This window comes from Hoeflea prorocentri, assembly GCF_027944115.1.
GTDB lineage: Bacteria > Pseudomonadota > Alphaproteobacteria > Rhizobiales > Rhizobiaceae > Hoeflea_A > Hoeflea_A prorocentri.
In genome coordinates this window covers 3,865,039-3,886,853 of sequence record NZ_JAPJZI010000001.1, presented here as the reverse complement: position 1 = coordinate 3,886,853, position 21,815 = coordinate 3,865,039, and the positions used below count along the sequence as shown (strand labels likewise).

General features: G+C 58.3%; 23 protein-coding genes and 1 tRNA gene. 12 read left to right on the top strand and 12 right to left on the bottom strand.

Features of this window, described 5'->3' with window-relative positions; all coding sequences use genetic code 11:
• Positions 1-168: 168 nt before the first annotated feature.
• Entirely contained in the window at positions 169-300 is a 132-nt protein-coding gene (locus tag OQ273_RS18250; RefSeq protein WP_267992151.1) for a hypothetical protein, read from the top strand.
• Between the two features lie 5 nt (positions 301-305).
• Here the strand turns inward: OQ273_RS18250 and OQ273_RS18245 are convergent, their stop codons facing one another.
• From OQ273_RS18245 to dapD, 4 genes are all read right to left on the bottom strand, one after another.
• The gene (locus OQ273_RS18245) at positions 306-875 is read right to left on the bottom strand and encodes a hypothetical protein (protein WP_267992149.1); all 570 of its coding nucleotides are present in this window, start codon (positions 873-875) and stop codon (positions 306-308) included.
• Entirely contained in the window at positions 872-2,050 is a 1,179-nt protein-coding gene (gene dapE, locus OQ273_RS18240; RefSeq protein WP_267992147.1) for a succinyl-diaminopimelate desuccinylase, read from the bottom strand. The genes OQ273_RS18245 and dapE overlap by 4 nt, the downstream gene beginning before the upstream one ends.
• A gap of 96 nt (positions 2,051-2,146) precedes the next feature.
• Complete coding sequence (locus tag OQ273_RS18235) at positions 2,147-2,548, bottom strand: DUF805 domain-containing protein (RefSeq protein WP_267992145.1); 402 nt, start codon at positions 2,546-2,548, stop codon at positions 2,147-2,149.
• A gap of 15 nt (positions 2,549-2,563) precedes the next feature.
• Complete coding sequence (dapD, locus tag OQ273_RS18230; protein ID WP_267992143.1) at positions 2,564-3,421, bottom strand: 2,3,4,5-tetrahydropyridine-2,6-dicarboxylate N-succinyltransferase; 858 nt, start codon at positions 3,419-3,421, stop codon at positions 2,564-2,566.
• Between the two features lie 239 nt (positions 3,422-3,660).
• Here dapD and OQ273_RS18225 point away from each other — a divergent pair, with 239 nt between their 5' ends.
• The 3 genes from OQ273_RS18225 (at position 3,661) to OQ273_RS18215 (ending at position 5,563) form a co-directional block, all read left to right on the top strand.
• A complete protein-coding gene (locus OQ273_RS18225) occupies positions 3,661-4,503 on the top strand; it encodes an LOG family protein (RefSeq protein ID WP_267992141.1) in 843 nt (280 codons plus the stop codon).
• Between the two features lie 104 nt (positions 4,504-4,607).
• Positions 4,608-4,985: a hypothetical protein gene (locus OQ273_RS18220; protein ID WP_267992139.1), complete on the top strand. Its 378-nt coding sequence runs from the start codon at positions 4,608-4,610 to the stop codon at positions 4,983-4,985.
• Between the two features lie 50 nt (positions 4,986-5,035).
• Positions 5,036-5,563, top strand: a complete 528-nt coding sequence (locus OQ273_RS18215; protein ID WP_267992137.1) for a copper chaperone PCu(A)C — start codon at positions 5,036-5,038, stop codon at positions 5,561-5,563.
• Positions 5,564-5,603: 40 nt separating this feature from the next.
• On the opposite strand, the gene OQ273_RS18210 is transcribed toward OQ273_RS18215, so the two are convergent.
• On the bottom strand, positions 5,604-6,299 hold the full coding sequence (locus OQ273_RS18210; protein ID WP_267992136.1) for a pyrimidine 5'-nucleotidase: 696 nt from the start codon (positions 6,297-6,299) through the stop codon (positions 5,604-5,606).
• A 92-nt stretch (positions 6,300-6,391) separates the two neighbouring features.
• On the opposite strand from OQ273_RS18210, the gene OQ273_RS18205 reads away from it, so the two are divergent.
• Complete coding sequence (locus OQ273_RS18205; protein ID WP_267992134.1) at positions 6,392-7,297, top strand: EamA family transporter; 906 nt, start codon at positions 6,392-6,394, stop codon at positions 7,295-7,297.
• A gap of 24 nt (positions 7,298-7,321) precedes the next feature.
• On the opposite strand, the gene argB is transcribed toward OQ273_RS18205, so the two are convergent.
• Both argB and OQ273_RS18195 read right to left on the bottom strand, forming a co-directional pair.
• On the bottom strand, positions 7,322-8,227 hold the full coding sequence (argB, locus tag OQ273_RS18200) for an acetylglutamate kinase (RefSeq protein ID WP_267992132.1): 906 nt from the start codon (positions 8,225-8,227) through the stop codon (positions 7,322-7,324).
• A 27-nt stretch (positions 8,228-8,254) separates the two neighbouring features.
• Positions 8,255-9,070, bottom strand: coding sequence for a carbon-nitrogen hydrolase family protein (locus tag OQ273_RS18195; protein WP_267992130.1), 816 nt, complete (start codon positions 9,068-9,070; stop codon positions 8,255-8,257).
• A gap of 215 nt (positions 9,071-9,285) precedes the next feature.
• Here OQ273_RS18195 and msrB point away from each other — a divergent pair, with 215 nt between their 5' ends.
• Positions 9,286-9,783: a peptide-methionine (R)-S-oxide reductase MsrB gene (gene msrB, locus OQ273_RS18190; RefSeq protein WP_267992128.1), complete on the top strand. Its 498-nt coding sequence runs from the start codon at positions 9,286-9,288 to the stop codon at positions 9,781-9,783.
• Here the strand turns inward: msrB and OQ273_RS18185 are convergent.
• The 5 genes from OQ273_RS18185 to rpmH form a co-directional block, all read right to left on the bottom strand.
• Positions 9,771-10,514, bottom strand: coding sequence for a CDP-alcohol phosphatidyltransferase family protein (locus OQ273_RS18185; RefSeq protein WP_267992126.1), 744 nt, complete (start codon positions 10,512-10,514; stop codon positions 9,771-9,773). The genes msrB and OQ273_RS18185 overlap by 13 nt on opposite strands.
• Before the next feature lie 62 nt (positions 10,515-10,576).
• Positions 10,577-11,236: a ribosome biogenesis GTP-binding protein YihA/YsxC gene (gene yihA, locus OQ273_RS18180; RefSeq protein ID WP_267992124.1), complete on the bottom strand. Its 660-nt coding sequence runs from the start codon at positions 11,234-11,236 to the stop codon at positions 10,577-10,579.
• Between the two features lie 18 nt (positions 11,237-11,254).
• A complete protein-coding gene (gene yidC / locus OQ273_RS18175) occupies positions 11,255-13,099 on the bottom strand; it encodes a membrane protein insertase YidC (protein ID WP_267992122.1) in 1,845 nt (614 codons plus the stop codon).
• Complete coding sequence (rnpA, locus tag OQ273_RS18170) at positions 13,099-13,500, bottom strand: ribonuclease P protein component (protein WP_267992120.1); 402 nt, start codon at positions 13,498-13,500, stop codon at positions 13,099-13,101. The genes yidC and rnpA overlap by 1 nt, the downstream gene beginning before the upstream one ends.
• A gap of 28 nt (positions 13,501-13,528) precedes the next feature.
• Complete coding sequence (gene rpmH / locus OQ273_RS18165; RefSeq protein ID WP_267992118.1) at positions 13,529-13,666, bottom strand: 50S ribosomal protein L34; 138 nt, start codon at positions 13,664-13,666, stop codon at positions 13,529-13,531.
• Positions 13,667-14,010: 344 nt separating this feature from the next.
• On the opposite strand from rpmH, the gene OQ273_RS18160 reads away from it, so the two are divergent.
• The 6 genes from OQ273_RS18160 to OQ273_RS18135 all read left to right on the top strand — a co-directional run bounded on the left by OQ273_RS18160 (position 14,011) and on the right by OQ273_RS18135 (position 21,802).
• Positions 14,011-14,835 (top strand): DUF547 domain-containing protein, encoded by an 825-nt coding sequence (locus OQ273_RS18160; protein WP_267992116.1) that lies wholly within the window; start codon positions 14,011-14,013, stop codon positions 14,833-14,835.
• Between the two features lie 170 nt (positions 14,836-15,005).
• Positions 15,006-15,818 carry a TVP38/TMEM64 family protein gene (locus tag OQ273_RS18155; RefSeq protein ID WP_333781695.1) on the top strand — a complete coding sequence of 271 codons (813 nt, stop codon included), beginning with the start codon at positions 15,006-15,008 and terminating at the stop codon, positions 15,816-15,818.
• Positions 15,819-15,876: 58 nt separating this feature from the next.
• Positions 15,877-17,304: a dihydrolipoyl dehydrogenase family protein gene (locus OQ273_RS18150; RefSeq protein WP_267992114.1), complete on the top strand. Its 1,428-nt coding sequence runs from the start codon at positions 15,877-15,879 to the stop codon at positions 17,302-17,304.
• Between the two features lie 70 nt (positions 17,305-17,374).
• Entirely contained in the window at positions 17,375-18,904 is a 1,530-nt protein-coding gene (locus OQ273_RS18145; RefSeq protein ID WP_425493427.1) for a sensor histidine kinase, read from the top strand.
• Between the two features lie 135 nt (positions 18,905-19,039).
• A tRNA-Arg gene (locus OQ273_RS18140) sits at positions 19,040-19,116 on the top strand.
• Between the two features lie 991 nt (positions 19,117-20,107).
• Complete coding sequence (locus OQ273_RS18135) at positions 20,108-21,802, top strand: peptidoglycan-binding protein (RefSeq protein WP_267992110.1); 1,695 nt, start codon at positions 20,108-20,110, stop codon at positions 21,800-21,802.
• Positions 21,803-21,815: the final 13 nt, after the last annotated feature.

Genomic DNA, 21,815 nt, shown 5'->3' with positions numbered 1-21,815 from the left:
GATTTTGCCGGCGTCCCGGCGATGACAGCCTGCTTTGCCGAAGATTATAAGGATCAGCCGGAACCAGTGCTGGAGTGACGCTATGAGCAGAAATTCCGAGCGGGCTTTTTTCCCAGGGCGAAGAAGCATGCCAGCCTGATGTTCCACAAGGGTGCGGAGATTGCGGGCATGTTTCCCAACCGTGTCGGCGACGGCAGGGAAGCGCGATCCTTCAAGGTGGCTGACCTGGCTGACCTTGATGAAAAGGCCGGTGAATTGAGGGCAATCCTCAGCGCCCGGCGCGATATGAGGGACGCTTGAGCGTCCTAGCCAAGAACGACCTTCGTAAGGGCGAAAACAAGTTGCATCAGCACGAGCAGGCCGAAGGCCATAAGCCCGTCGCCGCCGAGCGCGACCCGAATCACCCGCCAGCTTATCGTCAGCGCTGCCAGGAAGATGATGAGCTGCAGAAAAGCTCCGCTTTCACCGCCTGTTCCGATGGTCAGCAGGGTAGTCATCGCGGTGGCATAGACGAGCGGCAGGGACAGCCAGTTTGTCGAAACAATGAGATGCACGAAACGATCGGCAATACCCATCGGCCGGGCGACGACAGCCACGGCGCAGATGCCAACGGCGATACCCGTCGCATCCGTCAGCGCCGCTCTGAGGAAAAGACCGGTCCCAAGGTCACTATCAGGCGTTGCGGCAAGCTGCGCGGCGCGGTTGGAAAGCCAGAGAGCGATGTAAGCCGGCAGCGAAAAGGCATAGGACCAGAATGACTGCCAGAAACCGCGTGTGGAAAGATCAAGATAGTTCAGGCCGTCCGGCTCGTTCCGGACCATCCTGACGATGCCCGTCATGTAGGCAGACACCTGGTTGAGTGAAGGTGCCGTCACGGGGCAAACCAGCGTTGCAGGAACTCCTCATAGATGCCGGTCAGGTTTTCCAGATCGGTGAGGGCAGTGCGCTCATCCACCATATGCATGGTCTGGCCGACCAATCCGAATTCGACGACCGGGCAATAATCCTTGATGAAGCGGGCGTCCGAGGTGCCGCCGGTCGTTGAAAGCTCGGGCCACTTGCCGGTTCTGGCCTCGACCGCGCCGGCAAGGGTTTCAATGAGCTGTTCGTCCCGGGTCAAAAACACCGGTGAGGCCGGGTCGCGCCACGAAAGCTCGTAATCCGCCTTGTTCCGCCCGGGTCGGAAGCGCGTGTCGGCCGCAGCGCTCTCCAGCCGTTGTTCGATCTCCGCCTTGAGACTTTCGGTCGACCAGGTGTCGTTGAAACGCACATTGAAGGCGGCTGAGGCTTGCGCAGGAATGACGTTTCTCGCCGGATTGCCGACATCGACCGTCGTCAGTTCGAGATTTGTCGCCGGAAATGCGTCCGTCCCCTCGTCGAATGGCGGGCTGATCAGGCTTTCCAGCATTGGCAGGAGCGCCCTGACCGGATTGTCGGCCAAATGCGGATAGGCCGCATGGCCCTGTACGCCGCTCACAGTCAGCGTACCGCTGAGCGAGCCCCGGCGGCCGATCTTGATCATATCGCCTAGGGCGTTGGGGTTCGTCGGCTCACCGACGATGCAGCCATCCCATTTCTCACCGCGGTCGGCAGCCCAGGCAAGCACCTTGGTCGTACCGTTGATCGCCGGGCCTTCCTCATCGCCCGTGATCAGCAGCGAGATGGAGCCGGGGGGCGATCCATGAGCGGAGATATGGCGCGCGATGGCCGCAACGAAACAGGCGATGCCGCCCTTCATATCGACCGCGCCGCGGCCGAAGAGCATGCCATCGTCAATGGCCGCATCAAAGGGCGGATGCGACCAGTCGGCCTCATTGCCCGGCGGAACGACATCGGTGTGGCCGGCAAACATGAGATGCGGTCCGTCGGAGCCGAGGCGCGCGTAAAGATTGTTGATGGTCGGCGTGCCCGCCGCCTCAAACGCGACCTGGTCGACGGTAAACCCAAGCGGCTCAAGCATCGCTTCCAGCGCGCTCAGCGCACCGTTATCGGCAGGCGTCACGGAGGCGCAGCGTATAAGGGCAGTCAGATTTGCGATCGGATCGGTCATGATGCAATGCTCTAGAGCGTATCCGGCTCAAATGGAAGCATGGAGGAACCCAACCGCTTCACAAATTGAAAAGTGCCATCGTCTCGATTGCCGCAACTAGGGTTTTGGACGGTTTCGGTGTTCACCGAAACGGTTCGGCCCGCTGCTTCCCGGCCACAAGCACAGGACAAGAACGGTCAGGAAGGCAATCGGCGCGATAAAGAGGCACACGGCGACCGCGCCCGGCACATTCATGTCGTGCAACCGCTTCACCGCAATGGCAATGGCGGACCAGATGGAGCCGAGAGCGGTGGTGAAGCCCACGAAGCTCCAGAAGACAAACTCCGTGCTGTCCTCCGGAACGGCCGCAAGGCGGCTCAGCAGAAAGCCGTTCACGGCGGTCAGGAACAAAAGACCGAGAATGTAAGGCAGCCGGTCGATGCGGCCGGACGGGCTGAAGAAGAACCAGCCCATGGCCGGAGTATGTCGTTTCGGTGGAGCCGGTGTTTCTTCGCCCATTGGCCTCAAACAGGATTAGTCTCTCAGCAAATCGTTGATGGCAGTCTTGGAGCGCGTCTTTTCGTCGACGCGTTTGACGATGACCGCACAGTAAAGATGCGGCGCCGCATTGCCGTTGCCCATCGGCTTGCTTCCGGGCATGGAGCCGGCGACAACAACGGAGTAGGGCGGAACCTCGCCGTAAAACACCTCGCCGCTCTCACGGTCGACGATCTTGGTCGACTGGCCGATATAGACACCCATGCCGAGGACGGACCCTTCGCGCACGATACAGCCTTCAACTACCTCGGAGCGCGCGCCGATGAAACAATTGTCCTCAATGACCACCGGTCCGGCCTGCAGGGGCTCCAGGACACCGCCGATGCCAACGCCGCCAGACAGATGCACATTCTTGCCGATCTGTGCGCAGGACCCGACGGTTGCCCATGTGTCGACCATGGTGCCTTCATCGACATAGGCGCCGAGATTGACGAAGGACGGCATCAAAACGACGTTCGGGGCGATATAGGCCGACCGGCGGACCGTGCAGTTCGGCACCGCGCGAAAACCGGCCCTCTCGAACTCGTGGGCGCTCCAGCCGTCAAACTTGGACGGGACCTTGTCCCACCAGCTAGCTTCATTCGGGCCGCCCTTGATAACAGTCATCGGATTGAGGCGGAACGAAAGAAGAACGGCCTTTTTTAACCATTGATTTACCTTCCAATTGCCGTCCGCGCCCTTTTCAGCCACCCTGCCTTCGCCGTGGTCGAGAAGGTTCAGGGCTTCATCGACGGCCTCGCGGATTTGGCCGCGCGTTGCGGTATCCACATTGTCGCGGTCGTCGAAGGCGGCGTCGATGACGGATTCCAGCTCTGCGAGGTCGGGTTTGTTCATGGCCTATGTCCTTGGAGTTATTCTTTAACGGTCACGCTTTAGTGTAGGGGGCAGCCATTGTTGCCTCCCGGCAATGTCATATTCTGTGGTACTGCGCCGAGTTTGCGTCTGCATCTGCGGCGTTGCAGTGGTCAGCAAGGGCAATTTGCCTGCCGGCTCTTGCTCTAAGCGAGGAAGGGCGGGCCGTCAATCGGTACAAAGGGGCGGCAAATGCCCTCAAGTGGAGTGAAAGTGTAGTCATGGTCGCAAAACGCAAGGATGATGTCTGGGATCCGCTGTTCGATAACCGAACAGACAGGATGCGCGCGGCAGAGGTGCCGCGGACGCCGCAAACCGAAGCGCCGGCCTATCGGCTCGCCTTTGCCGATGACGATTTCATGTGCCGCGAGGATTTGCGTCCGGTTCGCCTTCAGCTTGAACTTCTCAAGCCGGAAATTCTCCTGAGCGAGCGCGGCATCCGCTCCACCGTCGTCATGTTCGGTGGTGCCCGTATCCCTGAGCCCGGCACGGATCCCTGGGCCGCGCGCAACGAGACGCAGAAGAAGAACCTGTCGGCGGCCTCCAAATACTATGAGGAAGCGCGCCGTTTCGCTCAGATCTGCTCACGTCATTCGATGGAGAGCTACAACCGGGAATTCGTTGTTGTGACCGGTGGCGGACCCGGCGTCATGGAAGCAGGAAACCGCGGCGCTTCGGAGGAATCCGCCGCATCGATCGGTCTTAACATCATCCTGCCGCACGAGCAGGCGCCGAACGAATATGTGTCGCCGGAGCTGTGCTTCAACTTTCACTATTTCGCTATCCGCAAGATGCATTTCCTGATGCGCGCCAAGGCGATCACCGTGTTTCCGGGCGGCTTCGGCACGATGGACGAACTGTTCGAGTCGCTCACCCTGATCCAGACCGGTCGCATGGAGCGGGTGCCGTTCATCCTCTTTGGCGCGGAGTTCTGGAACAAGGTCATCAATTTCCAGGAGTTGGCCGATTTCGGCACCATCTCGCCCGACGATCTCGATCTCATCCAGTTTGTAGAAACGGCGGACGAGGCCTGGGACATCATCGCGGGGCACTACGGGCTTTAGGTCCGGCGCGATTGCGCCTGGCGGCCTGCTGCAATTTGTCCTTTTACGCGCCTGCACTGGCGCGCTATACAGGCGCCATGACCGGGTCGCGCCAAAAGTCACTGATGGCTTGCCTACGTGCGGAAGGGGCGTATTTCGCCGTTTTGTGCGTCATGGTGCTTGGCGCGTTGTTGCTGCAGCCAGTCTCCGAACTGCGCGCCCAGCAAAACGGTCTTTCTCTCGTCATCTGCACCACGAACGGCGCCGTTCCGGAGCCCGGCCAGCCGGGTGGCGGTCACGAAAACTGTCCCTGCCTGGTCGCCTGTGGGCAGTCTGCAGGGCAAAAGAACGTCAAGGCGCTTCATCCGTCCGAGACGCCGCCGCTGATTGGCGCTCGTGCACTTCTCACCTGGCGCGTCGCGGCACATGAAGAACTCAACATCAGCTCAACGCGCAGTGCGCTGCGCACGATAAGAGGTCCTCCGCTCTCCATCTGGTCTTGAAGAAACGCACCGCTTTGGGTGCACATTGATCTGACGTAACGGAGATTTTCATGCGTATTCTCAAAACACTTCTCGCCGCTGCCCTCGGTGCAGCCGTACTTGCCGCCAGCCCTGTTCTTGCCGATGACAAGATGGAAATGAAGCCGGCCATGGCCATGGTCGGCGACCTGCACATCTCGGCGCCCTGGACCCGTGCCATGCTTTCGGGACAGAAGGTCGGCGGCGGCTTCCTGATCGTTGAAAACAAGGGTGGGCAGGATGACAGGCTGGTCGCTGTCACGACACCCCGGACCGACAAAACCGAAATCCACGAAATGGCAATCGTCGACGATGTGATGAAGATGCGGGCGCTGCCGGACGGCCTTGTCATCCCGGCCGGCGAGACCGTTGAGCTGAAGCCCGGCGGTTATCACCTGATGTTCATGGCGGTGCCGGAGCCCTTCAAGGAAGGCGAGGTGGTGCCGGTGGTCCTGACCTTCGAGAAGGCCGGCGACGTGGAGCTCACGCTACCGGTCAAGCCGGCCGGAACCAAAGCCATGGATCATGGCAAGATGCATCACGGAAAAAAGACCAACTAGGGTCAAAGCGATTGCGGGCCGGCATGACCGGTCCGTAATCTTACCTGGCGTCGAGATAGGTCTGTAGGAAGCCGGCCAGGTCATCGGTGACATAGTCGATATGATCGCCGTCTTTGCCTTCCTCTTCCCATACTTCACCAAGCGCTTCATCCATATTGTGCGGCACGATGAGAACGGTGCGCATACCCAGCGACTTCGGGACGGTCAGATTGCGCGGCAGGTCCTCGAACATCGCTGCACTGGCCCCGTCAATGCTGTGTAGCGAAAGAAACCGGTCATAGGTTTCCGCCGCAGGCTTGGGCGTCAGGTCAGCGGCGAGGATGTCGAATATCTCATCAAAATGGTCGAGAATCCCGAGTGCCGTCGCCGTACGCTCCGCATGGCCGACATCGCCATTGGTGAAGATGAACTTGCGGCCCGGAAGGGTGCGAATCGCCTCGCCGAGCTCCGGGTGGGGCTTGATCCACGAATAGTCGATGTCATGCACCTTCTCCAGAAAATCGTTCGGATCAATGCCGTGAATTTTCATCAGGCCGTTCAGTGTCGTGCCGTAGTCGCGATAGTAGTCTTTCTGGACCTTGCGCGCCTCATCCCGCGGCAGGCTGAGAAGGTTCTGCACATAGGCCGTCATCTTCTTGTCAATCTGCGAGAAGAGATCCGTGTGACGCGGATAGAGCGTGTTGTCGAGGTCGAAGACCCATGAGGTGATGTCGTCGAAGTCGAGAGTGTTTGGCATGTTATTGAGCATGCCGCCTTATGACACAGATGCCGTCATCGTGCATCCGCAAACCCGTTGGCCTTTAAAAAAGGCCGTGATAAAGCCGGCGCATGGAATTGTGGATTCCCATCACCATTGCTGCGGCCTTTCTCCAGAACATCCGGTCTGCCATGCAAAAGCACCTCAAGGGTGTCATGGGCACGACCGGCGCGACATTCGTGCGTTTCGGCTTCGGCTTTCCGTTTGCCTTGCTTTTTGTCGCCATTCTGCATTTCGGCTTCGGCATGTCGCTGCCGGCTTTCAATGGCAGTTTTTTCTTCTGGGCCGTTATTGGCGCCTTTGCCCAGATCGCAGGCACACAGTTGCTGGTCCATCTCTTCTCGTTCCGCAATTTCACCGTCGGCACTGCTTATTCGCGCACGGAACCGGCGCAGGCGGCGCTGTTCGGTTTGTTGTTCCTTGGCGAAACAGTCAGTATCGGCAGTCTGTTTGCCATCGCGGTATCGGTCATCGGGGTCATGCTGATTTCCGTTGCCCACGGCACGGTGAGCTGGAAAAGCCTGATTACATCTGTATTCAGCCGCACGGCGCTTATCGGTCTTGCCTCTGGAGTCGGTTTCGGCATTGCGGCGGTTGCCTATCGCGCAGCGTCGCTGTCGCTCGGCGGACCGAATTTCATGATGCAGGCCGCCGTCACATTGGCCTTTGTCATTGTCCTGCAAACGGTGGTCATGCTGATCTGGATGCTGCTGCGCGACCGTGCCGAGATCGGCCGGATCGTGGCAGCCTGGAAACCGGCGCTAGTCGTCGGTCTGGCCGGTGCGACGGCGTCCTTTGGCTGGTTCATGGCCATGACGCTTCAGCAAGCGGCCTATGTGAAGGTCCTGGCGCAGGTGGAGATCATTTTCACCTTCTTGTCGACTGTCTTCATCTTCCGCGAAAAGGTCACCCGCCTCGAGATCGTCGGAACCCTTTTGATCGTTGGCGGCGTCATTCTCCTTGTCCTGCTGACCTGAAGCGACCGCTGGCATTGTTGATTGTCAGCGCACGATGAGCGTTCCCGCACCGTGCTTGGTATAAAGCTCCAGCAGGACAGCGTGGGCTGTCTTGCCATTGAGGATGACAACCCCTTCGACACCGGCCTCGATCGCATGAATACATGTCTCGACTTTCGGGATCATGCCGCCTGATACCGTGCCATCGGCAATCAGCGCCTTGGCTTCATCCACCGTCAGTTGTTTGATCAGATTGCCGTCGGCATCGAGCACACCGGGGACATCCGTGAGGAACAAAAGGCGGGTGGCGTTCAGCGCTCCGGCAATCGCCCCGGCAAAAGTATCGGCGTTGATATTGTAGGTGTGACCGTCGCGCCCCGGCGCGACCGGCGCGATCACCGGTATCATCTCCGATTTCGCCAAGAGGTCGAGAAGCGTGCGGTCAACCTCGACAATATCACCGACAAAGCCGAGATCCAGAATCCGCTCGATATTGGAATCGGGATCGACAAACGTTTTGTGCGCCTTTTCGGCAAACACCATATTGCCGTCCTTGCCGCACAGGCCGATCGCCCATTCGCCCTCGGCATTGATCATCGCCACGATGTCCTTGTTGATGGAGCCTGCGAGCACCATCTCGACTATCTCCACCGTCCGTTCGTCGGTAACCCTGAGACCACCCTCGAATTTCGATTCAATGCCCATTTCGGAGAGCATGCGGCCGATTTGCGGCCCGCCGCCATGCACCACGATCGGGTTCACCCCGGATTGTTTGAGCAGTGCCACGTCACGCGCGAATGCCTGGCCAAGCTCTGCATCGCCCATGGCGTTGCCGCCATATTTGACGACGATCGTGCAGTCCTCGTAGCGCTGCATGAAGGGCAGTGCCTGGGAGAGCAGTTTCGCCTGCTTCTGGCTGTCTTCGCTGTGATCGTGTTGCTGGTCGGCCATGATTGTTCCTTGAAAATTGCGAGAGTTCTATCGGCGAAGACTGCCGAGGGCAATTGCTGTTTTGCCTGTTTCGTCAGCCTTGAGTTTTGTTTCTACACCGACTGTGCCAAGCGGAAGGTCAAAACCCAGCAAGCCCCGTTCTCCCAGCGGTAGTTGTTTCATCACCGTTCCGTCAGGCGCAATAACGGAGGTTGGTCCCCAGGAGACCTTACCTTCACGCTCACCGGTCACATCGGACGAAATCATCCAAAGACCCGCTTCGCGACAACGCTCGCCACGTATGGCGTTGTGTCGCTCTTTATATTCTTCAGCCGTTTTGCGTCGGAGCATGTTGTTTGCACAGCACGCAATCAGAGAAGCGCCTGCCCTGGACGCCTCTTTGGAAGGGTCGGGAAAGTTGGCGTCGTAGCAAATATTTACGCCGAATTTGAACTCGCCCACATCGAATACGGGGCACCTGGTGCCCGGTGTGAAGGCTCTCTCGGACTTCAAAAGGTGCATCTTCCGGTATTGGCCAACAAGAGCCCTCTGTCTGACAATGATTGCTGTGTTGAATAAATTGCCGTCTTCTACTTCGATGATACCGACAACGATCGTTAGTTCTGTTTTGGGAAAACTCTGCAGGGTTTTCTCAAAGTCAGACGAAGCGACATTGAATGCAATATCCCTGGCGCGCCGTTCTTCGACAATGTAACCCTGTAAAAACCCTTCTGGAAAAACGAGAAGAGACGCACCCTGTCCGATGGCAGCTTCGGAAAGATCTTTTAGATAAGCTGTCGCAGACGGCACATCCTCGATAAATTCCGGGGTTTGCGCAGCGCAGATGCGAGCAGTTTTTGTCAATATCTTTGTTCCAAAGTGATGTTATCCTACTAGCGGCACGAACTTAATCCGCCTGTCATGGCAAAAATATCTCTGACCTATCGATATCCGGCCGCATGCGCGCCGAGCAACTCTGACTGGCTCTAAAATCATTGCTTGATAGGAGTTGCTCGCGAAAAGTTCATGCCTATGTCAGCAACAGAGTGACTATATTAAAGGCAAAGAAGGAGTTGCTCATGAATCGCCGTGCATTTCTGCTTTCCGGGGCTGCTGTCGCCGCGTTTGGCGGCCTTTACGCCTTCAGGCCCTCTAACGTGCCTGCGGAGGCCAGTGAAGGCACGTTTGAAATCACCTACAGCGAGGCCGAGTGGCGTGAGCGTCTCAGCCCCAACCAGTTTGCCGTTCTTCGCGAGGAGGCGACGGAACGCCCCTATACAAGCGAGCTTCTCTATGAAAAGCGGGAAGGGACCTACAATTGCGCCGGATGCGCGCAGCCGCTCTATGCATCCGAAACGAAATATGACAGCGGCACCGGATGGCCGAGTTTCTACGAGGCTTTGACCGACGCAGTCGGGACGAAACGTGATTTCAAGCTGGTCCTGCCGCGCACCGAGGTTCATTGCAGCCGATGCGGCGGCCATCTCGGCCATATCTTCAATGACGGACCGCCGCCCACGGGCATGCGACATTGCATAAACGGTCTGGCTTTGACGTTTGAGGCTCAGGCCGCCTGATCGTCTTCAGGCTCGGGCCGGAAGGACCGCCAGAGCGACAGCCCGATGAAGTAGAGGGTCGAGAGCACCCATAGCCAGAAGAATATGGACGAGGCCTTCTGCTCCGTCGTGACATCAGGTGGAATGAGAACCAGTCTCAAGGTGGTTGCGGCCCAAAGCACCGTCATGGGTATTGTCACCCCGCGCCAGTCCGCGACGCGGAACGGGTGCACATATTTGAGTGGCACGAAAGTCAGTATGGCGCAGATCGCAATGACGATCAGATTGGTCCAGGGGCTTGTCTGCAGGATGTGGAAATAGAGAACGACGACATTCCACAGCGCCGGAAATCCGGAGAAGTAATAGTCCGATGTCTTCATGCCGGTATTGGCGAACGTATAACACGACACGGCCATGATGGTCGCCGCGGTCACCGTTTCCCAGCCTTGGGGCACAAGCCCGAACCAGTAAACCATCATTGCCGGAACGGCCACATAGGTGAAATAGTCTATGACATTGTCGAGTGTGGTGCCGTCGAGTTGAGGGGTGACCTCACGCACTTTCACCTTGCGCGCCAGTGTTCCGTCGATCCCGTCGACGAACAGCGCCAGGCCAAGCCACATGAAAACCGCGGTTTTATCGTTGTCCAGGATGGCGACAAGCGCGAGAAAACCAAGCACGATGCCAGATGCGGTAAAAGCGTGCACCGCCCACGCCATTGCCACCTGTTGGGGTTCATGCTTGTCGCCCATTAGACCGCACTTCTCCTGACATTTGTGCGCCGACAATAGCACACATATTTGAAAATGAACGGCTAACTCTGAGTGGCGTCCATGATCGCTTGCCGCAGTTCATCCATACCGATCGATTTTTCCGAAGATGTGGCAACGATGTGCGGAAAAGCAGCCGGCCGCTTTCTGATCCGCTCATCCGTTTCGCGCAACAGCCGGTCGATGCCGGCGGTCTTGATCTTGTCGATCTTGGTCAAAACGATCTGGTAGGACACGGCGGCTGTATCCAGCAGTTTCAGGACATCCTCATCATTGGCCTTCAGGCCGTGACGGGCGTCAATCAGCACATAAACGCGTTTGAGCGTCGAACGGCCGCGCAGGTAGTCAAAGACGAGTTCGGTCCACTTCTTGACCTGTGCCTTTGGCGCTTTGGCAAAGCCGTAACCCGGCATGTCGACAAGGGCGAGGGGAGGCAGGTCGCCGGCTTGCCCGGAAAAACCGTCGGGCACGAAATAGTTCAGCTCCTGCGTGCGCCCCGGCGTGTTGGACGTACGCGCAAGACCCTTCTGACGCACCAGTGCATTGATCAGGGAGGATTTGCCGACATTCGAACGCCCGGCAAAGGCGACCTCAGGCGGCCCCTCGGGCGGCAGGAATTTCATTGCCGGCACGCCGCGTATGAAAACCCACGGCCGTGCGAACAGTGTCGCGGCATCGGGCGCGTTGGGCGGCGTTTCGTTCATCTGCCTTCAGGAAAGCGGCTATTCAGCCGCTTTCGGCTTCTTCTTGAACATGTTGATCAGATTGTCCCACAGCTCGATTTTTACGCCCTGGCGTTTCATGATCACGCCCTGCTGGATGATCGACAGGAAGTTGTTCCATGCCCAGTAGATCACCAGACCGGCCGGGAACGTCGCCAGCATGAAGGTAAAGATGACCGGCATCCAGTTGAAGATCATGGCCTGGGTCGGATCGGGCGGTGTCGGGTTCATGCGCATCTGCAGGAACATGGTAATGCCCATCAGCAGCGGCCATATGCCGATCATCAGGAACAGCGGCGGCGTGAACGGCAACAGTCCGAAGAGGTTGAAGATAGTGGTCGGATCGGGCGCGGAAAGGTCCTGGATCCAGCCGAAGAACGGCGCATGGCGCATTTCGATGGTGACGTACAGCACCTTGTAGAGCGCGAAGAAGACCGGAATCTGCAACAGGACAGGCCAGCAGCCCGCCACCGGATTGATCTTCTCCTTCTTGTAGAGTTCCATCATGGCCTTCTGCATCGCCTGGCGGTCGTCGCCATGCTTGGCCTTGATCTCCTCCATCTGCGGCTGGACCTTCTTCATATTGGCCATGGATTTGTAGGATTTGTTGGCCAGGGGGAAGAAGAAAAGCTTCAAGAGAACGGTGGTCGCCAGGATCGCGATGCCGAAATTGCCGAAGAACTTGTAGAAGTAATCAAGCAGATGGAACATCGGCTTGGTGATGAAGTAGAACCAGCCCCAGTCGATCATCAGGTCGAACCGGTCGATGCTGTAAGTGACCTCATAGTCCTGAATGATCGGGACCAGCTTGGCGCCGGCAAAGAGGTGCTTCTCGCTGGTCTGGGTCTGTCCGGGCTGCACGGTCACCGCATCGCTGAGATAGTCCGTCTGGTAGCGCGGCCGGCCGTCGTCGAAATAGGAAAATCGTGCCTGAAACGGTCGGCCCTGTGCCGGGATGAGAGCGGTTGCCCAGTATTTGTCGGTGATGCCCATCCAGCCGTCGCTGGTCTTGGCGGGGCTGATCGTTTTGTCTTCCTCGACATCGTCATAGTCGATTTCCTGCAGGCCGTCCTCGCCAATCACGCCGAGCAAACCCTCATGCAGAACATAGATGCCTGTCAGCTGCGGTTTGTACATGCGGGTGACGCGTCCGTAGGGCGAAACCGAAACCGCACTGTCTGAGCTGTTGGTCACCGCGTCGATGATCTCGAACATATAGTTCTCGTCGATGCTGATCGTGCGCTGGAAGGCAAGGCCCTTGTCATTTGTCCAGGTCAGCACCACCGGTGTCGAGGGGGTAAGTGTCGGTGTCCCGTCAACCTGCCAGACTGTCTCGGGACCCGGAACCGCACCGCTGATATCGTTGCCCGCATAGCCGAATTCGGCAAAGTAGCCTTCCTCCATCGACGCCGGCGACAGAAGCTCGATGATCGGGCTCGTCGGGTCCACCGTCTCATGGTAGTTTTTCAGCTTGAGATCGTCGAAGCGGGCACCGGCAAGGTTGATCGATCCTGTCAGGGCCGGTGTTTCGATTGAGATGCGCTGGGACTGGCCGAGCGATGCCTCACGGCTGATGGTTGAGGCGACCCCGGTGCCTCCGGATGCAGCGCCGGGCAGGCTGGTTGCGCTCGATCCACCCTGCTGCGGCAGTTCGGAAGAACCGGTTGCCGTGGACGTTGCCGATTGACCGGTCTGCGGTGTCTGCTGTTCGAGCTGCTGCTGCTGCAACGCTTCCTGCGCGGCCCGCTCCTGCTCGATTTTCGGATTGACGTACAGAAACTGCCAGGCGATCAGGATCAGCACTGAAAGGCCAATGGCTATGAAATAATTTTTGTTCTGTTCCATCACTCGGTTCCGTTGTTCGGAGCAGGGAAGCGGCCGGTACCGCGTTGTCCGCCGGCAGTCTTTCTGATGCGGGTCGCCAGCGCGTCCGACAAAGCCCCGAAAGGCGCTTTCAACGCATCACGTCGCGCTACCACCACATAATCATGACCGGGCTTCATATCAAATCCGGCGCCGGTTCTTACAGCTTCCTTGAGCCGTCGCCGGATCCGGTTGCGTTCGACTGCATTGCCTTGCCGTTTGGTCACCGTATAGCCGATGCGCGGCGCATCCTGCGGCCGTTCACGATCCAGGACCTCGACAATGAAATAGGGACCCCTGCGCCGTTCACCTTTACGAACGGCCAGAAATTCGGACCTTTTGCGAAGACGTCCGATTTTCGGCGATAGCCCGGTCGACGGCATGAGCCCTCTTAGGAGTTTCCCGGTCGGCTCAGGCCGACAGACGCTTGCGTCCACGCGAGCGGCGAGCGGCGAGGACCTTGCGGCCACCCTTGGTGGCGGTGCGGGCGCGGAAGCCGTGGCGGCGCTTGCGCACGATTTTGGACGGTTGAAAGGTACGCTTTGTCATTTATTTAAACACCGCGGTGTGCGGCCCTTCTTCGGACTGTCAAAAACAGTAGCGTTGCGATTATTGTCTGGGCGGCGAGGGCGCAAAAAACAGGCGCCGGACGATCGAACCCGAACGTGCGCGGCTTATACGCAGAAAGCCCCGTTTAAGTCAATCGCATTGCTCCTACGCGGGTGCTTCGGCCCCATCTGTTGGCGCCGTTTGCCCGCCCGCCAGCCCATCACCTTGTTTCACATGACAGTGAGAACGCCGCCGAAGCTCTTGCCTCATAAGAATGGCCGCGCAATTTTCCCGCCAATGCAACTGCCCGGCCTTGTCGCAACCCAGACAATTGAGGAATGCCCATGACAGATTTATCCCGACGCTCCTTTCTGATCGCAGGAACAACGCTTGCCGTCGCACATGCCACCGGTGTCCAGAGCGCACAGGCGGCGCGCCCGATCACCAAATTACGCCCGCGCGGCGGTGCAGGTTTTGATCATTCGGCCTTCGATGCAATGCTCAGGGCCTATGTCAAACCGGATGCACAGGGATATAACAGGTTCGATTATCGCGGGCTGAAATCGTCGGCGCAAGGCCAGCTCAAAGCCTATCTTGTGGCCATGCAGAGTGCGCGTCCGACGACATTCTCGGCAGATGAGGCGCATGCCTATTGGATCAATCTCTACAACGCCGCCACGCTGGATGTGGTCGCCGACTATTACCCGGTCAAATCGATCAAGGATATCAAGCTCGGCGGCGGCGGTTTATTCGGCTCCGGCCCGTGGTCGAAGAAGCTCATGACGGTTGAAGGCCAGGAGCTTTCGCTTGACGATGTCGAACACCGGATAGTGCGGGGATTGTTTGAAGATCCCATGTCCCATTACGGGCTGAACTGCGCATCCTATTCATGTCCCAATCTCGCGGTCCGCGCTTTTACCGGCTCGAACCTTAACAGCCTGCTGGCGCAAAATGCCCGTGAATATGTCAATCACTCACGCGGCGTGTCGGTCAAATCGGGCCGGATTACATCCTCCAAGATCTACTCCTGGTACGCCGATGACTTTGGCGGCAGGGGGCAGCTGAAGGGCCATTGGAGCGCCTTTGCCGAGCCGCAGCACAAGGCAAATATCAATTCGGCGCGCCTCGGTCGCTTCGTTTACGACTGGTCCTTGAATGACATCAGTTAACCCTTTGGTGACCATCAAGCATCACGCTGATGTGAACGCCGTGCTGTCCACGGTCACACACACGTTCAAAAACGCGAGTTGAATTCATTGGCTCACCGGCGATGCCACCATTAGATTCAAAGGGCTCGCGGGCTCACACCGGTCCCGCCCCTAACAACGAGGAGCATTCCATGGCAATCGAGACGGGACGCGTAGGAGAGACCGCAGGCGCGCGGCTTGACCGCACTGCCGCCATGGATGAAGACGGAGCCATGAAAACGCAAAACAGTGCCGGGCGGATAAGGCGTTTTGCGCCGATCGGAGTTATCGTCGGCGGGCTGGCACTTGGATATTATTTTGGCCTGCACCAGTATCTCAGTTTCGAATCCCTGATTGAGCATCGCGACGCGCTCAAGGCCTATGTGACGGACAACATCGTCGTCGCAAGTCTGATCTATCTGCTGGCCTACACCGCCGCCGTGGCGTTTTCCTTCCCGGCCGCCTCCTTGCTGACGATCCTCGGCGGTTTTCTGTTCGGCTGGTTCATGGGCGGCACGCTGACTGCGTTCGCCGCGACCATCGGTGCTTCGATCATCTTTCTCGCCGCCCGCACGGCCATGGGCGATTTCCTGAAAAAAATGGCCGGACCCGGAGTGTCGAAGCTGGCGCACAGCTTTGAGGAAAACGCGTTCGGCTTCCTGCTCGTTTTGCGGCTGGCACCGGTCTTCCCGTTTTTTGTTATCAATATCGCGCCGGCATTGTTCAACGTGCCGCTGCGCATCTATGTGGCCGCCACCTTCATCGGCATCCTGCCCGGCACCTATGCCTATGCCTATCTTGGCCAGGGGCTGGACAGTGTGATCCTTTCGGCCAAGGCCGCCGGCCGTGACATCTCGGTTTCGGACCTTGTCACGACCGAACTGACCATTGCCTTTGCCGCGCTGGCCGTTGTCGCCGCGATCCCCTTTGTGATCAAAAAAATCCGCGCCGGCCGTGAAATCTGATTATTCTGCGCCGGGCAGGCCTGCCGGGCTTTATCTTTATTGATTGAGGAGGGGTGACATGACCACCACGCTACGTCCCGACATATGTGTGATAGGTGCGGGATCGGGCGGTCTGACGGTTGCCGCTGCCGCCGCCTCGTTCGGTGTGGATGTCGTGCTGATCGAAAAAGGCAAGATGGGTGGCGATTGCCTCAACTATGGCTGCGTGCCCTCCAAGGCGATCATCGCCGCCGGCAAACACGCCCACGCCATTGCCGAGGCGCCGCATTTCGGCGTCCATGCCGGCGACATGAAGGTCGACTACAAGAAGGTCCACGCGCATATTCACTCCGTTATCGATGCAATCGCCCCGAACGATTCCGTCGAACGGTTCACAGCGCTGGGTGTCAAGGTCATCGAGGCTGCGGGAGCCTTTACAGATGCAAATACCGTGGTGGCCGGCGACTACGAGATCAAGGCGCGGCGCTTTGTCATCGCAACAGGATCATCGCCATTCGTTCCGCCGATCCCCGGTATCGACACGGTTGATTATCTGACCAACGAGACACTCTTCGATCGCACCCAAAGGGCGCGTCATCTGATCGTCGTCGGCGGTGGCCCGATCGGCATGGAAATGGCGCAGGCGCACCGCCGCCTTGGCTCTGATGTGACGGTGATCGAGGGATTGAAGGCGCTCGGCAAGGATGATCCCGAGCTCGCAGCCATCGTTCTCGACCGTATCCGCGCGGAAGGTGTCGAGATCATGGAGGGCGCCACGGTAACCGGCGTCAAGAAATTCGGCCGTGCTGGCGTTCGCGTCAGCGTCGACACTGCGGATGGGGAAAAGACCGTCGACGGCTCGCATATACTCGTTGCGACGGGGCGCGCAGCCAATGTCGAGGGCCTGGGCCTTTCAGAGGCCGGCGTCGAATATGACCGACGCGGGATCAAGGTAAAGCCGAATATGAAGACGACGAACAAGCGCGTCTTCGCCATCGGCGATGTTGCCGGCGGGCTGCAGTTCACCCATGTCGCGGGCTACCATGCCGGCCTTGTCATCCAGCAGATCCTGTTCCGTGCGCCCGCGAAGGAAAACACCCGCATCATCCCCTGGGCCACCTATACCGATCCCGAACTGGCCCATGTCGGTCTCAGCGAGGAGGAGGCGCGCAAGCGCTTCGGTCAGATCCATGTCCTGCGCTGGCCCTATGCGGAAAACGACCGGGCGCTGGCAGAGCGAAAGACCGACGGGCTGATCAAGCTCGTGACCGACCGCAAAGGCCGGATCGCCGGGGTGTCCATTGCCGGTGCGGGAGCCGGCGAGATGATCAATATGTGGGCGCTGGCCATTGCCAACGGGATGCGGCTGTCCAATGTTCGCGGCTATGTGCCTCCCTATCCCACAATGGCCGAGATTGGAAAGCGCGCGGTGATTTCCTATTATAGTCCGATGACGCGAAAACCCTTTATTCGCAGTATTATCGGGTTTCTACGCCGATTCGGATAGGCAGGCGCCTCCTTCGGTGCAGCAGCCTGGACAGATTTCAGGGACTGCAAGCTGCCGCGACACGGGAAAAATGATGGGCTCGGGCGAAAACGATAGCCAAAAAAACAGGCTGCAAACCAACGGCAAAAAGAGGCCGTGGCACAGCCTTTCAGGCAAGCTGCTTCTACTGACAGTGTTGTTTGTCATGATCGCCGAAGTGCTCATTTTCGTACCGTCAGTCGCCAACATGCGCATGCGCTGGCTGGAGGATCGCCTGCGCACTGCTGCTGCGGCCAGTCTCGTCGTCGAGGGTTGGGAGAACATGGAGCTCCCGCGCCCGATCCAGGATGATGCCCTGATGGCAACCGGCACAAAATCGATTGCGCTGAAGACCGGCAATATGAGCCGTCTGATCGCCACGTCGGACATGCCGCCCCGTGTGGATCAGCAATATGATCTGTCCTCGGTTTCGCCCTTTGCGGCGATCCGTGATGCCTTTGTCGCACTCTTTTCGGACGATCGTGTCATCCGCGTTTACGGGCCGGTCGAAGGCAGCACGATGATGATCGACGTGGTCATGGAGGAAGACCCGTTGCGAAACGCCATGCTGATCTACGGCCGCAACGTCTTTTTCCTTTCAGTATTGATTTCCCTGTTTACGGCGGGACTCGTCTTCGTGGCCATCAACACTATGATGATCAGCCCGATTCGCCGCATGACCGCGAGCATGCAGGTTTTCTCGCGTGAACCGGACGATCCGTCCCGCATCATTCATCCGCGTGATGTCCAGGATGAGATCGGCATAGCCGAGCGTCACCTTGAGGCCATGCAGAAGGAATTGCAGGGCACGCTGAAGAAGCAGCAGCACCTGGCCAATCTCGGCCTGGCGGTATCCAAGATCAACCACGATATGCGCAATATCCTGGCCTCGGCACAGCTCATGTCCGACCGACTGTCGATGGTGGACGATCCCGTCGTCAAGCGTTTCGCGCCAAAACTCATACGGACGGTGGACCGGGCGGTGGACTATACCCGCGAGGTGCTGGACTACGGCCGCGCCAGTGAGGCGGAACCCAACCGGCGAAGGGTTGATTTTGCCGCGCTGGTCGAGGATGTGCGCGACATGCTCATTGTCGATGCTGATCCGGATCACGCCAATGAAAACGTCCCGATCGATTTCATAATAGATGTGCCCGAAGGGCTGGAGCTGGACGCCGACAGCGAGCAACTGTTTCGCGCCATCCACAATCTTTGCCGCAACGCCATCCAGGCTTTAACCGCGGACGCATCGGATGACCTTGCCATCGTGCGCCGTATCACCGTGTCTGCGCGGGTCGAAAACGGCATGGCAACGATTGATATCGACGACACCGGCCCGGGCATGCCGCCCAAGGCGCTGGAAAACCTCTTCAGGGCATTTCACGGCTCGACACGATCGGGTGGCACGGGGCTTGGCCTTGCCATTGCCAATGAGTTGGTCCGGGCCCATGGCGGCACCATCGGTCTTGTCGACAAATCGGGCTCCGGCACACACTTCCGCATCACCCTGCCGAACCAGCCCGAACAGCAGGAATGCCACCAGCCGCTGGTCCCGCTTCCGATCAAGGAGATCGGGGAGTAGGGCAGATGGGCACGTCTCTTCCGGCGCTTTCGAAATAGTCGCGGCAACAGTGAGAAATTTGACCGGATGGCGCTTGCATTCGCGCGCTGAAAGGATTAGGAACACGCCTCGCGGACAGCTATTGCCATCCGCCGCGCGCTCGTAGCTCAGCTGGATAGAGCACCAGACTACGAATCTGGGGGTCGGGAGTTCGAATCTTCCCGAGCGCGCCATTCACTTGATGGTCCATTTCGGACATATCGGTACCGGTCTACACCAGTGACATAGAAAACACTTTTGGCTCGAATGGCTCTTGAGCGGGTTCGTTCGCACGTCCCGTCTTTAAGGTTTCCCAGGATCTCAGTGCTGGAATGCAAGCGGCTGAATATGGTCGGCGTCCTTTCCATGTCATGTTCGCACGACGGGATATTTTGATCGGTTTGAGACGTCCAGAAGCCTCGCGAAAGCCTAAATGGCCATGCTTTCATGGTACGTATGCAAGTCAAAAATGCAGTATTTTCAGTAACCTTATCAGGTGGCGTCGCTGCTGAAAAATATGCCCAAGAAAATCTGAGAATTGATGTTTGAGGCGTACTTGACTTGGTTAACAAATTGTAAGTAATCTAAACTTGAGGTAGTGATTGCACAAGCATTATAGCAATGCGGGAGGGGGTGCGCATGATCAGTATTTCGTCAGAACTTCTAGAGAAAGCGTGTCTTTGCTTTGGCTTCCCGCTACCGGAAGACGATCTGGTTTTATTCGGCATCCGCGGCGCTTTGCCGGCGAGTTCCAACAGTCTGAATTTTGGTGAGGCGCATGACGCTGATTTCGCAGCGATAGATTATCAGAACATGCGCTGTACGCTTGGTCAGTGGGACCGGTCCAGCGGGCAAGTCGCTTTGTTTCCGGGCTCAACGGTTCCTTCCGCGAGGATGATTGCCAAAGCTCGCGAAAAGGGAGGTCGCGGCACAAACCGCCTGGTGCCCGGGCGCCTCCGTTACCAAAAAGGCATCCACAAAAGTGGAAAGCCGGGAGCGCATCGCGCCTTTCGCCAAGCTGCATTTTTTCCCGTCCGCCGGACGGCCAACGACACCTCCTATGACAATTTTGACGAGATTGACTTCGGTACCGGGCCAGGGGATTTCATTTGGGACAATCTGCATTCCGCCTACAGCGACAGCCCTGCTCGATATTCCAGCGCTGGTTGTCAGGTCGTGCGCGGCATGCCGGGTCGCAGCAACGCGGCTGAGACGGGCCCGTGGAAGGTGTTTATCGACAATGCCTATACACGTGCGCAGGACGTTTTTGTCTACCTGCTGTTCGAAGCGCATCAGATCGCTTTGGTTGAGCAGGCGGACCCTGCCGCCCTTCGTCAAGTTGTTTGTTTCGGATCAAATGGTCCGACGTCTGAGGCCGTGCAGCAGGCGCTGATCGCGTCAGGGCATCTGACGGGTGAAGCGGACGGCAAATTTGGCCGTTTGTCGCTCATGGCGCTGACGGCGTTCCAGAAGGCTGTGCTGGGGCCGGCTGAGGCCGACGGAATTTGCGGGCCAAAGACTGCCGCCGCCCTTGGAGTCAATCTCCCGCTGCTTGACGGGGCCAATGCTCTGGATCCGGTGAAGGATTCAGCCGAAAAATCCGATGTGTCGCGCGAGGACCTGCCGGATGAAACGGATCTCGACCAGGGTGAAATCGATCGTCTGCGCGATTTGGTATCGCTGCTTTTCGGGGCATCGCCACGGTCACCATCAAGCGACCAATCACCGTCTTCACAGACTGATCCAGGCCCTGAGCGATTGTCGCGACGTACCTTCTTTGATGGTGTCAGGCAGAGCCTGTTCAGCGGATCGCTTAGTCAGTCTCAGGTTGAGGGCATAGACGATGTGCTGGATGTTTGGGAGCGCGAATACAGCGATGAAGATCCGCGCTGGCTCGCTTACATTCTTGCCACCATATACCATGAGACCGGTAGGCGTATGGTCCCTGTGCGGGAAGGCTTTGCCACCAGCGATGCAGGCGCAAGGCGGGCGGTCGCCAAGCTTTTTGCCGATGGAAGGATCAGCCGCGACTATGCGGAACCGGTTGGCGGAATAAGCTATTTTGGTCGTGGCCGGGTACAGGTTACCCACCTTGACAACTACCGCAGGCTTTCTGTTCGGTTCGATCGGGATTTCGTAAACAATCCAGGCCTGCTGCTTGAACCCCGAATTGATGCCGAAGTCGCCGTGACCGGCCACGTAGAGGGCTTGTGGACCGGACGCAAGCTGTCGGATTTCATCGATGGCAATCGGTGCGACTATGTTGAGGCGCGCAGGATCGTCAACAGATTGGATAAGGCGAGCAAGATCGCCGCCTACGCGCGCAGTTTCGAGACCGCTGTGCGCGGGGCCGTCGCGGCGGGTGCCGATAAAGAGGACCATCGGATCCCGCAGCACGAAGCGCCAAAGCCTGGAGGTGATGACATGAATATCGATGCTGATAGAATTAGCGGCCGGCTGGAGCGGTTGGAGCGAATTCTGGCAATATTCGGAGCGGGGAAAACCGAGCCTGTGGACAAGGATATCCCTCCGGAACTCGAAAACTTCGAAGCCATACGCCAGTTGCTTATCAAGCAGGGCGTCCTCAAACCGGAACTGACGACCGTCAATGGCGCGCTCGGCACGTTCATTGGCCGGTTGTTGGACGGCAAGAAAACCGCGATAGGTCTTATTGGCTCCGTCGCCACGGCCATTATTGGCCAGTCCCAAGGCGACTCAATTCTCGGTCAGATTGTCAATGGCGTTTTGAAGGGCATTCCGCTCCTTTCCGGCATGAGCGGACCCATGCTGCCGATCTTTCTCGGCCTAATAATCTGGGGCGTTTTGGGCAAGTTCGACAAGTGGCGAAGGCAACCGATGGCGACGCCTCCGGCGGATTGACCAGGTCATTCCC

What these genes read in the sequence shown, in the direction of transcription:
- OQ273_RS18220 (WP_267992139.1), top strand. Translation starts at nt 4,608, where the DNA reads ATGGCTTGCCTACGTGCGGAAGGGGCGTATTTCGCCGTTTTGTGCGTC.
- argB (WP_267992132.1), bottom strand. Translation starts at nt 8,227, where the DNA reads ATGGCCGACCAGCAACACGATCACAGCGAAGACAGCCAGAAGCAGGCG.
- OQ273_RS18235 (WP_267992145.1), bottom strand. Translation starts at nt 2,548, where the DNA reads ATGGGCGAAGAAACACCGGCTCCACCGAAACGACATACTCCGGCCATG.
- OQ273_RS18145 (WP_425493427.1), top strand. Translation starts at nt 17,375, where the DNA reads ATGATGGGCTCGGGCGAAAACGATAGCCAAAAAAACAGGCTGCAAACC.
- OQ273_RS18225 (WP_267992141.1), top strand. Translation starts at nt 3,661, where the DNA reads ATGGTCGCAAAACGCAAGGATGATGTCTGGGATCCGCTGTTCGATAAC.
- OQ273_RS18160 (WP_267992116.1), top strand. Translation starts at nt 14,011, where the DNA reads ATGACAGATTTATCCCGACGCTCCTTTCTGATCGCAGGAACAACGCTT.
- OQ273_RS18155 (WP_333781695.1), top strand. Translation starts at nt 15,006, where the DNA reads ATGGCAATCGAGACGGGACGCGTAGGAGAGACCGCAGGCGCGCGGCTT.
- yidC (WP_267992122.1), bottom strand. Translation starts at nt 13,099, where the DNA reads ATGGAACAGAACAAAAATTATTTCATAGCCATTGGCCTTTCAGTGCTG.
- dapD (WP_267992143.1), bottom strand. Translation starts at nt 3,421, where the DNA reads ATGAACAAACCCGACCTCGCAGAGCTGGAATCCGTCATCGACGCCGCC.
- rpmH (WP_267992118.1), bottom strand. Translation starts at nt 13,666, where the DNA reads ATGACAAAGCGTACCTTTCAACCGTCCAAAATCGTGCGCAAGCGCCGC.
- OQ273_RS18250 (WP_267992151.1), top strand. Translation starts at nt 169, where the DNA reads ATGTTTCCCAACCGTGTCGGCGACGGCAGGGAAGCGCGATCCTTCAAG.
- dapE (WP_267992147.1), bottom strand. Translation starts at nt 2,050, where the DNA reads ATGACCGATCCGATCGCAAATCTGACTGCCCTTATACGCTGCGCCTCC.
- OQ273_RS18185 (WP_267992126.1), bottom strand. Translation starts at nt 10,514, where the DNA reads ATGGGCGACAAGCATGAACCCCAACAGGTGGCAATGGCGTGGGCGGTG.
- msrB (WP_267992128.1), top strand. Translation starts at nt 9,286, where the DNA reads ATGAATCGCCGTGCATTTCTGCTTTCCGGGGCTGCTGTCGCCGCGTTT.
- OQ273_RS18210 (WP_267992136.1), bottom strand. Translation starts at nt 6,299, where the DNA reads ATGCCAAACACTCTCGACTTCGACGACATCACCTCATGGGTCTTCGAC.
- rnpA (WP_267992120.1), bottom strand. Translation starts at nt 13,500, where the DNA reads ATGCCGTCGACCGGGCTATCGCCGAAAATCGGACGTCTTCGCAAAAGG.
- OQ273_RS18150 (WP_267992114.1), top strand. Translation starts at nt 15,877, where the DNA reads ATGACCACCACGCTACGTCCCGACATATGTGTGATAGGTGCGGGATCG.
- OQ273_RS18205 (WP_267992134.1), top strand. Translation starts at nt 6,392, where the DNA reads ATGGAATTGTGGATTCCCATCACCATTGCTGCGGCCTTTCTCCAGAAC.
- OQ273_RS18135 (WP_267992110.1), top strand. Translation starts at nt 20,108, where the DNA reads ATGCCGGGTCGCAGCAACGCGGCTGAGACGGGCCCGTGGAAGGTGTTT.
- yihA (WP_267992124.1), bottom strand. Translation starts at nt 11,236, where the DNA reads ATGAACGAAACGCCGCCCAACGCGCCCGATGCCGCGACACTGTTCGCA.
- OQ273_RS18215 (WP_267992137.1), top strand. Translation starts at nt 5,036, where the DNA reads ATGCGTATTCTCAAAACACTTCTCGCCGCTGCCCTCGGTGCAGCCGTA.